Genomic DNA, 13,102 nt, shown 5'->3' on the forward strand with positions numbered 1-13,102 from the left:
AACCGTATGAAAACCCGTATTAACATTCTCATTGCCTTTCTAATGGTTTTGGTTTTTATCTCGTGTAAAAATCAAACCAAAGAGAACGACCAGCCAAACACTACCAGTGTAGAAAATACCGACAACGGTAAAAAACAAGGCCAGGCCTTTATAACAGATGATGAGGCAAAACCAAATGTACTACAAATTGCTATCGGGTCTGAAGACCATAGCACTTTAGTAGCTGCAGTACAAGCTGCAGAATTAGAAAATGCCTTAGTTAATGCCGGCCCACTTACTGTTTTTGCACCAACAAACGAAGCTTTTAATGCTTTACCGGAAGGTACTGTAGAAAATCTGTTAAAGCCGGAAAACAAAAACCAGCTGGCAGATATTTTAAAATTTCATGTAACACCCGGTAACCTAAGCAAAGATTTTTTAACAAAGTTTAAGCAATTAGGGCAAGCAAACAACCAATATGTACCTGTAGAGGTTAAAGATGGCGAACCAATTATTGGAGGTGCCAGAATTATTGCGAGTGTGCCTGCCGGAAACGGTATTGTACATGTAATAGATAAAGTGTTACTACCCCCTTCTAACGAATAACATCACTTAATGTAAATTTTATAAACTATGAAAAACATTTTAAAAATTAGCGTAGCAATTGTAAGCCTCTCTTTGGTTTTTACAAGTTGTAACAACGCTTCTAAATCCGATAAAAACTCTGGGGCCTTAGCCAGTAGTGCTGCAGAAAAAGTATATGTAGCCCCGGGAGAACACGATGAGTTTTATGCATTTGTTTCTGGAGGATTTAGCGGACAGTTATCTGTTTACGGCTTACCTTCGGGAAGATTATTTAAAGTAATTCCTGTATTCTCTCAAGATGCAGAAAAAGCTTGGGGTTATAACGAAGAAACTAAACCCATGTTAAACACTTCGCATGGTTTTGTACCTTGGGATGATGCACACCATCCGGATATCTCTCAAACTAACGGAGAAATAGATGGTAGATGGGTGTTTATTAATGGTAACAATACCCCGCGTATTGCTAAAATAGACCTCTCTACCTTTGAAACCACAGAAATTATAGAGATTCCTAATAGTGCAGGTAACCATAGTTCGTCTTTTGTAACAGAAAACACAGAGTATGTTGTTGCCGGAACACGTTTTTCTGTTCCTGTTCCGCAACGCGATATGCCTATTAAAGAATACAAAGGAAACTTTAAAGGCACATTATCTTTTATTTCTGTTGCTCCGGAAGATGGACGAATGAATTTAGAGTTTCAAATTCTAATGCCCGGATTTGATTACGATTTAGCACACCCAGGTAGAGGTAAATCGCACGGTTGGTTCTTCTTCTCTACATATAACTCAGAAGAAGCCAGCACGTTAATGGAAGTTAATGCATCGCAAAATGATAAAGACTTTATTGCTGCCGTTAACTGGAAAAAAGCCGAAGAATACATAAAACAAGGTAAGTTTAAAACTATGCCGGCTAACTACGCTCACAATGTGTACGATGAGAAAAAGCACATGGCTACTTCTACCATGAAAAAAGAAGTTAGAATATTAGATGCCAGTGAGCTCCCCGGATTAGTATACTTACTGCCTACTCCTAAATCTCCTCACGGTTGTGATGTTGATCCTACCGGAGAATATATTGTGGGTAACGGTAAACTTTCTGCTAACTTAACCGTACACTCGTTTACAAAAATGCTCGATGCTATTGAAAACGAAAAGTTTGCCGGAGAAGCATATGGTATTCCAATTTTAAACTTCGAAGATGTGCTTGCCGGTGTGGTAGAACAGCCAGGCTTAGGGCCATTACATACAGAGTTTGATGACAAAGGATATGCCTATACTACCTTTTTTATCTCATCTGAAGTTGTAAAATGGAAGGTTGGTACTTGGGAAGTGGTAGATAGACAGCCTTGCTACTACTCTGTTGGGCACTTAATGATTCCGGGAGGTAACTCTAGAAAGCCATTTGGTAAGTATGTTTTAGCAATGAATAAAATTACTAAAGACCGTTATTTACCAACCGGTCCGGAAGTTACTCAATCTGCCCAGCTTTATGATATTTCTGGTGATAAAATGGAGCTGCTATTAGATTTCCCTACTGTTGGTGAACCTCACTATGCAGCTGGTTGCCCGGCCGATTTAATTAAGCCTCGTTCTAAAAAAATATTTAAACTAGACGAAAACGAGCACCCATATGCTGTAAAAAGCGAAGCAGAAACTCGTGTAGAACGTGATGGTAATATAGTGCATGTTTACATGACCACTATTAGAAGCCACTTTGCACCAGATAATATAGAAGGTATTAAAGTGGGCGACAAGGTTTACTTTCACGTAACCAACTTAGAGCAAGATTATGATGTGCCTCACGGAATTAGTATGATTGGCGCAAACACCTCAGAACTTTTAATTATGCCCGGGCAAACAGAAACTTTTGTGTGGGAACCTAAACAAGTGGGTGTATGGCCGTTTTATTGTACCGATTTCTGTTCTGCACTTCACCAAGAAATGCAAGGTTACGTAAGAGTATCTCCTAAAGACTCTAATGTAAAATTAGCTTGGTCTGTTGGAGAAGATATAGAATAGCATAATTTACTGTAACTAGTTAGAAAGCGGGTTCAGTTTACTAACCCAAACCAAAGAACCCGCTTTCTTTATAACAATCTCTTTAAAATATTACCACTATGAAAACATCTCGATTATTGATGATGTTAGGAGCCCTTTTACCCTTAGCATTGTTTGTTTTACCGCTATGGAATATTACACTCGAGGCTCCGCAATACCCAACACCACTGGGAATGTACATTTACATTAATGATTTTGCTGATGCGCATCCGCACGATATACAAAACATTAACTTAATGAACCACTATGTTGGCATGAAGTATATTCCAGAAAGTATTCCGGAGTTTAAAATATTTCCTGCTGTAATTATTACCATGTCTGTTTTAGGATTATTAGCAGCACTAAAAGCAAATTACAAGTGGTATTTAATTTGGGGGATTATAATGGTTTTATTAGCTGCTGCCGGTATTTATGATTTTTATTTATGGGAATATGATTACGGTCATGATTTAGACCCGAAAGCCATCATGAAATTTACCAACCCAGATGGCTCCATAATGGGCTTCCAACCTCCTTTATTTGGCTCTAAAGACATTTTAAATTTTACAGCACATTCGTACCCGCAATCTGGTGCTTACCTGTTAGGGTTAGGTATGGCCTTGTCTTTTGTAGCCTACTGGAAAGGCAAAAAAGAAGCTACAAAATAGCACAACTAAAAGCTAATTAAAATGAAAACATATAAAATAATCTGGTTTGTTATTTTTTCTGTACTTGCAACAGGATGCTCTATTAAACCTGAGCCTATAAACTACGGACAAGATGGTTGTTATTACTGTAAAATGACCATTGTAGATAAAATACACGGGGCAGAAGTAGTAACCAATAAAGGAAAGGTATACAAATTTGATGCTGCAGAATGCATGATAAATTATTTAGCCGATACTAATTCTGCAGAAATAAAACTGTTTTTAACCAATCATCATGAAAGTCCGGAAAGTTTAATTGATGCCACCTCAGCAACATATTTAATTAGCGAAAATTTACCCAGTCCAATGGGGGCTTTCTTAACTGCATTTAAAAATAAAGAACAAGCAACCAAGCTTCAGCAAGAACTTGGAGGAAAGCTTTATAACTGGGAAAGTGTAACACAGTACATACAATCTAAAAGCTATGCACCAAATTAACACTACTATAAAACAAACACCTGTAAAAGGGTTAAATATTAATAAACTGGCATCGGTAGATGCTTCAGAAATTCTGTTAATAACATTAGAAAAAGAATCGGTTTTCCCAACACATACATCTAAAACAGATGCTACTTTAATTGTTTTAGAAGGAGCTATTATGTTTCATATAAACAACATAGCTTACGAGCTTTCTAAGCATGATATTTTAAGCTTTAAAAAAGACGAAGCGCATTGGGTGAAAGCTAATACCAATAGTAAATTTTTAATAATAAGATAATTAATCTTAAAATGAAAAAAACAATCCTCATTTTACTGGTTTTCTGCTCATTCAATGTTGCGCTTGCTCAAAAAAACAAAACGTGTGTAAACTGTAATATGTATATAAAAAGTAATACGCACAATGCAAAAGCAGTTACAGAAAAAAACACACTAGAGTTTGATGCTATAGAATGTTTGGTAGATTATATACAAGAACATAATAACAAAACATTTACATCTTTTTGGGTTAGCAACTATACAACCGGTAATTTTATTAAAGCAGAAAATGCTACTTATATTATTAGCAAAGCTATGCCAAGCCCAATGGGAGCAAACCTATCAGCTTTTAAAAGTGCCGAAGACGCACAAAAAATTAAAGAAAAAAAAGGGGGAAACTTATACTCTTGGGAAGAGCTTCAAACTTTTTTATTAAAAAAAAACAACGCTTTAATCCATAACCAACACAATCATCATAGTGCATTAAACTACGCTCCGGTAGGTGTGATGGGCGATCACCTTCACCAAAAAGGGGGGCTTATGGTTTCTGTAAGGTACATGAATATGGCTATGAGTGGCAATAAGTCTGGTACCTCAACAATAGATAATGCCTCAATTTATAATAATTACATGGTGACCCCGCAAAAAATGAATATGCAAATGGGTATGTTCGGTATTATGTATGCACCAAGTAATACTGTAACTTTTATGGCTATGCAAAATTATGTAGCAAACAACATGGATTTGCAAGCTCAAATGATGATGAATGGGATGACAATGAATAGGGATTTTAGCACCTCTTCTAATGGTTTAGCCGACTTAAAATTAAGTGGTTTAATTGGTGTTGTAAACAACAGTAATCGAACTTTTCATGTAAATACAACACTCTCTATCCCTGTTGGTAGTATCACAAAAAGAGATAACACTCCAATGATGCAAAATGCAAAACTACCCTACGCTATGCAACTTGGCAGTGGTACTTTAGATTTTACGTTTGGGGCAACTTATAAAGAAAACTATACTTTGTTTGCATGGGGTTCTCAATTACTCAGCACTATTAGAACCGGAGAAAATAAAGAAGGTTACAGATTGGGTAACTTACACCAACTAAATATTTGGGGAGTCTATGAACTTGCTTCTGGTATAGCCTTTAATTTACGAGTTTTGGGAGTATTAGAAGATGATATTTCTGGGGCTGATAACGATTTAAATCCAATTATGGTTACAACTGCCGATACCAATAATTATGGTGGCGAAAAAATTAAATCTTTTATTGGGTTTACTTTTTTATTCCCACAACAATCTGCCTTTAAAGATTTTAGACTAAGTATAGAAGCTGGCGCTCCTGTTTACGAAAACTACAATGGAGTGCAAATGAACGAAAACCTGAATGTTAACTTTGGTTTATTTTATACTATATTGTAATACATGTTTACACACAAAACATACATTTACATTGTTTTTTGTTTTATAAGCTATATTAGTTTTTCGCAAACTATTACTGTTTGCGCCAACTGCAACGTAAAAACTATTAGTGAGGCACTTAAAATAGCTTCGGCTTTTGATACCATTGTTGTTAAACCAGGAACTTATAAAGAGTACAACCTTAAAGTAACAAAACCTATTACTATAATTGGTAAAGACTATCCTGTAATAGATGGTAATAATAAAGGAGAAATTTTCACTATTGTATCAGATAGTGTTACAATAGATGGATTATTTGTTAAAAATGTTGGCACCAGCTACACCACAGATTTTGCTGCTGTTAGAGTTAAAAACAGCAAACATTTTAACCTGCTAAATTTAGTATTAGAAAACTTATTTTTTGGCATTTACATAGAAAAATCTCATTACGGCACTATACACAACAATAAAATAATTGGCGATGCGGTAGAAGAATATAATTCCGGAAACGGAATTCAATTATGGTATAGCAACAATGTAACGGTAACCAATAATATTATAAGACAAGTTAGAGATGGTATTTATTTAGAATTTGCCAATAATTGTGTAATAGAAAACAATATTAGCTCTAATAATATTAGGTACGGATTACATTTTATGTTCTCTAATGATGATGTGTATAGCAACAATATTTTTGAAAAAAATGGCGCCGGTGTAGCTGTTATGTTTTCTAAAAAAATACAGATGCATAACAATACTTTTAGGGAAAACTGGGGTACCGCATCATACGGAATGCTTTTAAAAGAAATTAACGATGCCGTTATTACCCATAATACCTTTGAGAAAAACACGGTTGCTATAAATATAGAAGGCTCTAACAGAATTCGATACGAAGGCAACAATTTTATAAAAAACGGCTGGGCAATTAAAGTAAGGGGCGCCTGTTATACCAACACTTTTACCAAAAACAACTTTTTACATAATTCTTTTGACATATCTTATAACAGTAAGGTAAACGATAATATTTTCGATAAAAATTATTGGAGCGAATATACCGGCTACGATTTAAATAAAGATGGTATTGGCGATGTACCTTACCGTCCGGTAAAACTTTTCTCGTACATTGTTAACAAAACACCCGAAACCATAATTTTATTACGAAGCTTGTTTATAGATATTATAGATTTTTCTGAAAAAGTATCTCCGGTATTCACTCCAGATAATCTGGTAGACAGCAATCCACTAATTAAAAAAGCAACATGGTAACCTTAGAAAACGTACATAAAAAATTTCAAAAAAACCACGTTTTAAGCGGAGTTGATTTAAATATAAAAGAAGGTGGAATTTTTGCCATTTTAGGTCCAAACGGCTCCGGTAAAACCACTCTTATCAAATCTGTTTTAGGAATGGTTATACCCGATTCCGGAACAATTACAGTTTGCAATGAAAATATTAGAAAAAGTGCATCGTACCGACATCAAATAGATTACCTTCCTCAAATAGCAAATTTCCCCGGAAATCTAAAAGTTAAAGAACTTATTAAAATGATAAAAGATTTACGTGGGAACACTGATAAAGACCAAGAGCTTATAAAACTATTTCAACTAACTCCATTTTTAAATAAAAAACTAAGCAACCTATCTGGTGGCACAAAACAAAAAGTAAACATTGTACTAACATTTATGTTTGAAAGCCCCATAATAATTTTAGATGAACCAACAACAGGATTAGATCCAATTTCACTAATACGATTAAAGAAACTTATACAAACCGAAAAAGAAAAAGGAAAAACTATAATAATCACATCGCATATAATGAGTTTTGTTGAAGAAGTAGCCGATGAGATAGTATTCCTGCTAGAAGGTAAAATTTACTTTAAAGGAAGTTTAAACCAGCTTAAAACAAAAACTAAACAACACGATTTAGAGCACGCAATAGCATCTATTTTAACACAAAACAACCATGCTTAAAATACTTAAATACAGTTTTTACGATTTAATGCGAAGCCGATGGAGCTATGTTTACTTTGGCTTTTATTTGTTATTGGGTTCTGTGTTATTGTTTTTAAACACAGATCTCTCTAAAGCAGTTATTACACTTATGAATGTAATTATTGTTTTAGTACCATTAATCGGGACTATTTTTGGAGTAATGTATTATTATAACTCTAAAGAATTTACAGAACTTTTACTGGCACAACCATTAAACCGAACCTCAATTTTTTTAGGTCAGTATTTTGGTGTAGCGGTATCTTTATGTATGAGCTTGGTGTTAGGGTTAGGAATTCCTTTTGTATTGTATGGCTTATTTAAATCGGGGGTAATATGGGATTTTGTGTTATTACTTATTACCGGCGCTTTTTTAACTTTTATTTTTACTGCATTAGCTTTTAACATTGCCATAAGCAATGAAAATAAAATTAAAGGTTTTGGCTATGCTATTTTACTATGGCTTTTTTTAGCAGTTATTTACGATAGTATTTTTTTAATGTCGTTGCTTTATTTTGAAGATTACCCATTAGATAAGTTTTCACTTGTTGGTACTATGTTAAATCCTATAGACTTATCAAGAACTCTCATCTTACTAAAGTTAGATATCTCTGCATTGTTGGGTTATACCGGAGCAATTTTTAAAAAATTTTTTGGAACAAATTATGGTTTAATTCTCTCTATGATTGTGCTTTGCTTATGGGTAATATTGCCTATTGTAAGAATGGTATTTAAAGCAAAAAAGAAAGATTTTTAATAAAAATCTGATTATTATCAGCTAAAAAACAAACCATCAGCCGTAATTTTGTAAGGTGCTAAAAAAGGTTTTAAATAAAGTTCAAGCTATTATTCTGGTGATGGCCATTACAGCCCCCGGAATTAATAATGCATACATTATTGGTAGCTTTATAATAAACCAAGATTTTATTGCCAAAACACTCTGTATACAAAAAGAAGAACAAAAAGGATGTTATGGTAAATGCCAATTAGAAAAATCTATTTCTAACGTTAACAGTAGCGAGAACAATAATACCCCTTTTCAAAACAAAAACCGACTTATTTTAGAGTTATTAGTAAATCTTCCTCAAGACATTCAAAAAATTAATAATCCACAGTTTATTAGCAACCCTAATTCTTATTTTCATTATACTAAAAAGTTTAAGTTTTTATACTTAGAAGTAGACACTCCTCCACCAAACTACAGTTAGTTTTATATTTAATTTTCGGGCCATATGCCCACGCTTTTTTTGCTTACATACAAGCAGAAGCAACCTTCTATTGTAATAACTTAAAAAAATTAAAAAATGAAAATCAAATATTTGTTACTCATAGCTGTAACTGCCTTGGCTATATCTTGTTCTAATGATAATGAAGATGATGGTTTAGAACTAATAAATGAAGTAGCCCAATTAAAAAAAGTACAAGATTTTACTACCGAAAATCATACCATAGAAATTTACACTCAATCTGGAGAATTCAGTACAGGTTATAACGAAGTGTTTATTAGAATTAAAGACAACACAACCAACACCTTTATTGAAGATGCTAGTTTAAGCTGGATGCCCATTATGCAAATGCCTTCTATGGAGCACTCATGCCCAAAGTCTGCAATAAGCAAGGTAATTAACACAAATACTTTATTTAAAGGGTTTGTAATTTTTCAAATGACAGGTCAAGACCGTACCGGATGGCGCATAAAATTTACGTACACCTTTAACGGTATTACTTTTGAAACCGAGAAAGAAATTTTAGTAACCCAGAGTAAAAGGCAACGTGTTACATCTATAATGGGAAGTGATGAAAATAGGTATGTTTTGGCTTTAATTGAGCCTCAAAACCCTAAAGTAGCCATTAATAAAATAAAGGTTGGTCTTTATAAAATGGAAAACATGATGTCTTTTCCCGTGGTTGAAAATTACACCATTGGTTTAGATCCAAGAATGCCAGGTATGGGCAACCACTCTTCACCCAACAATAAAGACCTTACATATAATGTAGCTGAGCAATTGTATGAAGGAGACCTATCGTTAACCATGACCGGGTATTGGGTACTTAATTTAAAACTTTTTAATTCAGAAAACACCTTGTTAAAAGGTGAAGATGTTACAGAAAGTAACCCACAAAGCAGCTTATACCTTGAGGTAGAGTTTTAATACAGCAGCTGCCCTGAGATTACTTCAGGGCAGCTGTTAAAACAATGCATTTATATTTTTAACAAACAGATGAAAAAATATTTTATAGCCTTACTACTCTTTGTAGTAACAATATTTTCTTTTGCGCAAAACAAAAAAGAAAATCAAAAAGTAATACTTACAACCTATCTAGATGAAATAGTATTAACTGCCAGAAAAAAGTTAAATCCATATAATCAGCAAAAAATACTATCTAGCATAGACGATTATTTAGAAAGCTCTAGCAGAGTAAACATGATTAAACGGGGCAACTATGCTTGGGAGCCTACTTTAAATAACATGAGCTCTGAACGTTTAAATATTACTATAGATGGGATGCAAATTTTTGGAGCTTGTACAGATAAGATGGACCCTATTACATCATATATAGATGTTTCTAACCTAGAAAAAGTAGAAATTAAATCTGGTCAAGAAGGTACAGAGCATTCACACAACGTAGGAGGTAGTATTAACTTAAAACTCCCTAAAAGCGATTTTAAAAATAATGGCATTAAAGCAACAATAGATGCTGGTTATGAATTTAACGGAAATTATAAAACCACAGGAGGAAGTTTAGATATAAACCAAAAAAACACTTCTCTAAAAGTTAATGCATTATATAGAAAAGCAGATAGTTATAAAGCCGGAAACAACAAAGAAGTTAAATACTCACAATTTGAAAAATACAATTTAGCTATAGATGCCGGTTTTAAACTATCTGAAACCAATTTGCTTCGAGGAACCTTAATTTATGACAAAGCTACAGATATTGGCTATCCTGCACTACCAATGGATGTTTCATTAGCTAAAGCAACAATAGCCTCGCTGTCTCATATTTATAACACACCAGAAAGCATCTTAAAAAGTGTAGAAAGTAAAATTTACTTTAATACAATTACCCATGTAATGGATGACTCTAAACGCCCCGATGTACCTGTTAGAATGGATATGCCTGGTTGGAGCGATACGTTTGGGATGTACAGTAAAGGTGTTTTTAATTTTAAAAACCACATAATTACTGCCAACATTAATTCATATTATAATAAATCGTTGGCAGAAATGACCATGTATCCCAATAATCCGGACGAAAACACTATGTTTATGTACACCTGGCCCGATATTAGAACATGGTATAGTGGGCTTTTTATAAAAGATGAATTTGAAGTTAATCCCAAAAATCATATTCTAATTAGTGGTAGAATTGGTTTTCATTACAATGAGATTGCAAAAAAAGAAGGAATAGAAAGTTTACAAATATTTTATCCCAGACTATCAAAAACTAAAAACCGAATTTTAACAAGCCTAACAGCAAACTATACTTTACAAAGAGAAAGCCAAACACTTCGTTTTGGAATAGGATATGGCCAAAGAGCTCCGTCTGTAAGCGAAGGATACGGTTTCTTTATTTTTAACAGCTTTGACAATTACGACTATATAGGTAACCCAGACTTAAAAGAAGAACAATCTTTAGAAACTTCTTTAGCTTTCAACAAAGCTTTAAAAAAATTGACTATTGGAGTAGAAGGAGCCTTTTTTCATGTTAAAAATTATATTATTGGAAATATTGATTCTAGTATTAGTCCCATGACAATTGGCGCTAACGGAGTTAGACTCTATCAAAACATACCACATGCCAATTTAGTTACCGTTTCTGCTACTTCGCGGTATTCTATTTCTTCAAAAATTAATATCGAAAATAACGTATCGTACGGTTATGGCAGGGACCATAAAAATAATCCATTACCTCTTATAAGTCCATTTCAATATGCCGTTGCATTAAATTATGCTTCAACAAAGTTTAATGCTACTGTTAACTTAACAGGAAATACATTGCAAAACAACTATGCAGCTGCTTACGGGGAAGATAAAACAGCTTCGTTTGCTATAGTTAATATAAGTTTTGGTAATAAAATAAAACTATATAATAATTTAATGATTGTAAAATATGGCGTTGAAAATGTTTTAGACAGCTATTATTCTACTTATTCTGACTGGAATAACATCCCCAGAAAAGGAAGAAATGTATATATAAACGTATCGTATAAAATTAACTAAACTTGTTTTTAAGCCATACTTTTTGCCATATTCGGCTTACTATTAAAAAGGTTATGTTTTTGCTAATTTCTGAACTTTTTTGCGCTTTTATTTGTTTTACCTTGTGCTCAGGCACATCTATTATATACAGTAAATTTAAGTAATCATCAAACCTATTAACAATAAGCTCATGAACAAAAGTATTTAATGAGTTTACCAAGTCTGTGGGCTTTGTAGATGCCAAAAATTGCAGCTCTACATTAGCTCGCAATAAATCTTTATTAAGTTGCTCTATAAGCTTACTGTAGAGATTACTTTTTTGAGCCTCTAAAACTATACTGTTTATTGCAGAAAGTTGTTTCATTTGTAATTAAAAGGTAACCAAACTAAGTAAGTAGCCTAATAGCGCTCCTCCTAAAACTAACCATACCGCATTAATTTTTTTATAAAACACAGTAGCTAAGATACTTAAAGTCAGTATTAAAACTCCATTAAAACTAGTTAGTGTTTCTTGAGCCATTTTAAATAAAACTGCAAGCATAACCGCTACTGCAGCAATATTTACAGAGTCTAAGAAATATCGTAAAAAAACAGATTTCCTCATTTTAGGAATTAAAGGATTAATAAGCCATACAAACAAAAATGATGGCAAAAACACGCCCAGGGTTGCCATAATACCACCCCAAAAACCAGTTAATTGATATCCAATAAATGTAGCAGTAGAAAGCACCGGCCCGGGTGTAAATTGCCCAACTGCTACAGCATCTATTAGCTCTTGTCTGGTAAGCCATCCTTTAGTTACCAATTCGGCATCTAAATAAGCAAAAAGCACATAACCGCTTCCGTATAAAATAGCACCAACTTTTAAAAAAGTTAAAAAAACGTTTAGCGTAGTTAACTTTGTTGTTGCACCAACAGCCGAAACTAAAAAAACAGGCAGCACTGAGGCAGCTTTCCCGGAAAGTTTTTCTTTAGAGAAAAAGTAAAGTGCGCCTAAAACTCCTCCACATAATAGTGCAATTATTTCGTTTACACCTAACAATGATGCAATTAAAACCAATCCCCCCAGCACTCCTAACATTGTATTTTTAAGTGCCTTTTTACCTAATTTAATTATAGCAAGGGTAATAATTACTAAAACTGCCGGTTTAATACCATAAATAAACGGGGCTACTTCGGGTAAGCTCCCATAAGTCTTATACAACCAGGCAAAAGCACCGGTTAATAATACTGCCGGAAAAATAAAACATACACCTGCAACAAATAACCCTACAACTCCGGCCCTATGATAACCGCAATGCATAACCATTTCTGTAGAGTTAGGCCCCGGAATTAAATTTGTAGCTCCCATTAAATCAAGAAAATGTTGTCTAGACATCCATTTTCTTTTTTCTACCACCTCATCTTCCATCATTGCTATATGGGCTGCCGGACCTCCAAAAGCAATACATCCTAGTTTAAAAAAAAGCTTAGCAACCTCTATAAGCTTTCCACTCATTTT

General features: G+C 33.8%; 14 protein-coding genes. 12 read left to right on the plus strand and 2 right to left on the minus strand.

What is annotated here, in order from left to right:
* Positions 1 to 6 precede the first annotated feature (6 nt).
* The 12 genes from ACZ5CF_RS01430 (at position 7) to ACZ5CF_RS01485 (ending at position 11,622) form a co-directional block, all read left to right on the plus strand.
* Positions 7 to 585 carry a fasciclin domain-containing protein gene (locus ACZ5CF_RS01430; protein WP_464579886.1) on the plus strand — a complete coding sequence of 193 codons (579 nt, stop codon included), beginning with the start codon at positions 7 to 9 and terminating at the stop codon, positions 583 to 585.
* Positions 586 to 612: 27 nt separating this feature from the next.
* Positions 613 to 2,583, plus strand: a complete 1,971-nt coding sequence (nosZ, locus tag ACZ5CF_RS01435) for a Sec-dependent nitrous-oxide reductase (protein WP_464579888.1) — start codon at positions 613 to 615, stop codon at positions 2,581 to 2,583.
* Positions 2,584 to 2,681: 98 nt separating this feature from the next.
* Positions 2,682 to 3,269, plus strand: a complete 588-nt coding sequence (locus ACZ5CF_RS01440) for a hypothetical protein (RefSeq protein WP_464579889.1) — start codon at positions 2,682 to 2,684, stop codon at positions 3,267 to 3,269.
* Between the two features lie 21 nt (positions 3,270 to 3,290).
* Positions 3,291 to 3,746: a nitrous oxide reductase accessory protein NosL gene (locus ACZ5CF_RS01445; protein ID WP_464579891.1), complete on the plus strand. Its 456-nt coding sequence runs from the start codon at positions 3,291 to 3,293 to the stop codon at positions 3,744 to 3,746.
* The gene (locus ACZ5CF_RS01450; RefSeq protein WP_464579892.1) at positions 3,733 to 4,026 is read left to right on the plus strand and encodes a cupin domain-containing protein; all 294 of its coding nucleotides are present in this window, start codon (positions 3,733 to 3,735) and stop codon (positions 4,024 to 4,026) included. Before ACZ5CF_RS01445 ends, ACZ5CF_RS01450 begins: the two co-directional genes overlap by 14 nt.
* A gap of 11 nt (positions 4,027 to 4,037) precedes the next feature.
* Positions 4,038 to 5,429 (plus strand): nitrous oxide reductase accessory protein NosL, encoded by a 1,392-nt coding sequence (locus ACZ5CF_RS01455; protein WP_464579893.1) that lies wholly within the window; start codon positions 4,038 to 4,040, stop codon positions 5,427 to 5,429.
* 3 nt (positions 5,430 to 5,432) lie between these two features.
* Positions 5,433 to 6,674 carry a nitrous oxide reductase family maturation protein NosD gene (locus ACZ5CF_RS01460; protein ID WP_464579894.1) on the plus strand — a complete coding sequence of 414 codons (1,242 nt, stop codon included), beginning with the start codon at positions 5,433 to 5,435 and terminating at the stop codon, positions 6,672 to 6,674.
* The gene (locus tag ACZ5CF_RS01465; RefSeq protein WP_464579896.1) at positions 6,668 to 7,378 is read left to right on the plus strand and encodes an ABC transporter ATP-binding protein; all 711 of its coding nucleotides are present in this window, start codon (positions 6,668 to 6,670) and stop codon (positions 7,376 to 7,378) included. The genes ACZ5CF_RS01460 and ACZ5CF_RS01465 overlap by 7 nt, the downstream gene beginning before the upstream one ends.
* A complete protein-coding gene (locus tag ACZ5CF_RS01470; RefSeq protein WP_464579897.1) occupies positions 7,371 to 8,153 on the plus strand; it encodes an ABC transporter permease in 783 nt (260 codons plus the stop codon). The genes ACZ5CF_RS01465 and ACZ5CF_RS01470 overlap by 8 nt, the downstream gene beginning before the upstream one ends.
* Positions 8,154 to 8,253: 100 nt before the next feature.
* On the plus strand, positions 8,254 to 8,604 hold the full coding sequence (locus tag ACZ5CF_RS01475) for a hypothetical protein (protein WP_464579898.1): 351 nt from the start codon (positions 8,254 to 8,256) through the stop codon (positions 8,602 to 8,604).
* Positions 8,605 to 8,700: 96 nt separating this feature from the next.
* Positions 8,701 to 9,549, plus strand: coding sequence for a hypothetical protein (locus ACZ5CF_RS01480; protein WP_464579900.1), 849 nt, complete (start codon positions 8,701 to 8,703; stop codon positions 9,547 to 9,549).
* A 69-nt stretch (positions 9,550 to 9,618) separates the two neighbouring features.
* On the plus strand, positions 9,619 to 11,622 hold the full coding sequence (locus tag ACZ5CF_RS01485) for a TonB-dependent receptor plug domain-containing protein (protein ID WP_464579901.1): 2,004 nt from the start codon (positions 9,619 to 9,621) through the stop codon (positions 11,620 to 11,622).
* Here ACZ5CF_RS01485 and ACZ5CF_RS01490 read toward each other — a convergent pair.
* Together ACZ5CF_RS01490 and chrA are read right to left on the minus strand one after the other, a co-directional pair.
* Positions 11,615 to 11,965, minus strand: coding sequence for a hypothetical protein (locus ACZ5CF_RS01490; protein WP_464579903.1), 351 nt, complete (start codon positions 11,963 to 11,965; stop codon positions 11,615 to 11,617). The genes ACZ5CF_RS01485 and ACZ5CF_RS01490 overlap by 8 nt on opposite strands.
* 6 nt (positions 11,966 to 11,971) lie before the next feature.
* On the minus strand, positions 11,972 to 13,099 hold the full coding sequence (gene chrA / locus ACZ5CF_RS01495; RefSeq protein WP_464579904.1) for a chromate efflux transporter: 1,128 nt from the start codon (positions 13,097 to 13,099) through the stop codon (positions 11,972 to 11,974).
* Positions 13,100 to 13,102: the final 3 nt, after the last annotated feature.

The sequence above is a fragment of the Lutaonella thermophila genome (genome assembly GCF_055387725.1).